Origin of the sequence: Mesotoga sp. B105.6.4 (assembly GCF_002896535.1) — a bacterium.
Lineage (GTDB): Bacteria > Thermotogota > Thermotogae > Petrotogales > Kosmotogaceae > Mesotoga.
Genome location: NZ_JWIM01000104.1, coordinates 1 through 2,004, shown reverse-complemented (window position 1 = coordinate 2,004; position 2,004 = coordinate 1). Strand labels below are relative to the sequence as shown.

Below are 2,004 nucleotides of genomic sequence, written 5' to 3'. Positions count from 1 at the left end.
TTGTGCAATCTCTTCAAGTGTCTTGTCTGTCTCTGCAAACTCCTTAGCTAATCTAAGTTTGAACTCAGGATCATAACTCTTGCCTCTCGGATGCTTCATCCATATTCACCCCTTCTTAGTCTACTATTCCTAACTTACTTGTCCAATTCCCCTGGGGGGTGAATACGCCCTTTGGAGGTGAATTAGATGACTGAATACAGGTGGCCGATAGAGAAACTTAACGACGTCCTTCAACCTATGAGAGAAACGGATCTCATCGTTATAGGATCGAGACCCTCTCAGGGAAAGACTACACTGATGCTCAATATGGCCTACAGATTCGCGAGAGATGGAATCAAGACCGCATATACGTAACACTTGAGAGAAGCACGGCACAGCTAAAGGAAAGGTTTGTTTCGAGCCACTTCAGAGACTACGAAGATGCGGAGCACTTGAGAGAAGAGCTGAACAGGATCCCGCTGTTCTTCTTCGATCTCAGAGACTGGGCGATAGACGAAGTGGCATATGAAATCGAGGAGGAGAAGTCCTCGCTCAATTTCGAAGTCTGCTTTGTCGATTACCTGCAGCTGATTGGCGAGAGAGAGGGAGAGATCGACTGGTTCAAGGAGCTCTCGCTGCTTCTAGAGATTCCGATCATTCTCGGTAGCCAGATGAAGAGGACGGTACTGGACAATCCAGGAAAGGTACCTCAGCAGAAGGACTTTCATGACGCTGAAGAGATAAACGCTTGCGCGGATACGATAATCATGCTTCATCACGAGCGTTTCTACGACGACAGCGCTCCCAAAGAACAGCTGCGGGTCATTGTCTCAAGAGACAGGGAAGAGGCCGTGAACCGCGAGACAGTCCTTCGCTTCGACTGGAAAAGAGCGATTCTGATGAAAGAAGAGAAGGAATCAATATCCAGGTAGCCGGTCCTTTATCGTTAGGCGGGTTCTAAGAGTACAGCGGTCTTTCCAGCGATCAGCGGGTTCCCTGCTTTTAAGCGTACAGCGGCTTTTATTCTTGCAACTCAGAACTTGTAACTTGCAACTGCACTACTCACACACCCCGAGGGTAGGAAGGATGAGAATGCCTTCCTGCTCTTTTAGTGATATCTATTTGATCCTTTTCCGTATACTACTGAACCAATATGTCTCTAGTTTGTAAAATGTCCCAAGCTGCAGTCCTAGACCAGTTCATTGAACTCTCTCTCAAGTTTCAATTCCTCATAGGTAGTCTGGGAGCTTACATCGCGCCGTTTGGCTCGTGTTTCCGTGTCTAGTTTCAATTCCTCATAGGTAGTCTGGGAGCTCGTTCCGTACCACGTGGGAATATCGAATTTTATGGTTTCAATTCCTCATAGGTAGTCTGGGAGCCCTTCTCAAAGTCTGCAAGTCTTTCTTTCGCTCTTCGTTTCAATTCCTCATAGGTAGTCTGGAAGCTATCGCAGTTCCAGGGTTCTTGCTCAACAGAGCTAGTTTCAATTCCTCATAGGTAGTCTGGAAGCTCGAATGCCTTTCTTTGAGCTTCGATTTCTTCTGGAGGTTTCAATTCCTCATAGGTAGTCTGGAAGCGCACGAATAACATCGCCTCTAAAATCCTTCAAACCAAGTTTCAATTCCTCATAGGTAGTCTGGAAGCGTAATATTTCGGAAACCGGGAGAAAATCCTGTACCTATGTTTCAATTCCTCATAGGTAGTCTGGAAGCACCACAGAACCACATTTTCAAAACTGCCAAGAAGGTTTCAATTCCTCATAGGTAGTCTGGAAGCAGGATTATTAAAATGCAAGGATTAGCCTATTTTCGTTTCAATTCCTCATAGGTAGTCTGGAAGCGCGCGTTCTTCAACGGTTTTCTTTACTTGCGCCTCGAGTTTCAATTCCTCATAGGTAGTCTGAAAGCCTCGACATAGAGAAGCGCGCTTCTGGAATCAAGGTGTTTCAATTCCTCATAGGTAGTCTGAAAGCATGGATCTCGAAAAAGATCTCATAGGTTCTGAAAAGTTTCAATTCCTCATAGG

General features: G+C 45.8%; 2 protein-coding genes and 1 CRISPR repeat array. Both genes read left to right on the top strand.

Features of this window, described 5'->3' with window-relative positions; all coding sequences use genetic code 11:
• Nucleotides 1-186 precede the first annotated feature (186 nt).
• A complete protein-coding gene (locus RJ60_RS14815; RefSeq protein WP_103135261.1) occupies nt 187-354 on the top strand; it encodes a DnaB-like helicase C-terminal domain-containing protein in 168 nt (55 codons plus the stop codon).
• Complete coding sequence (locus tag RJ60_RS14810) at nt 318-911, top strand: DnaB-like helicase C-terminal domain-containing protein (RefSeq protein WP_308410925.1); 594 nt, start codon at nt 318-320, stop codon at nt 909-911. Before RJ60_RS14815 ends, RJ60_RS14810 begins: the two co-directional genes overlap by 37 nt.
• Nucleotides 912-1,197: 286 nt before the next feature.
• A CRISPR array of direct repeats spans nt 1,198-1,951; the repeat unit is 30 nt; unit sequence GTTTCAATTCCTCATAGGTAGTCTGGAAGC.
• Nucleotides 1,952-2,004 lie beyond the last annotated feature (53 nt).

Bases quoted from the DNA above. Each gene is read 5' to 3' on its own strand.
- RJ60_RS14815 (WP_103135261.1), top strand. From the start codon at position 187: ATGACTGAATACAGGTGGCCGATAGAGAAACTTAACGACGTCCTTCAA.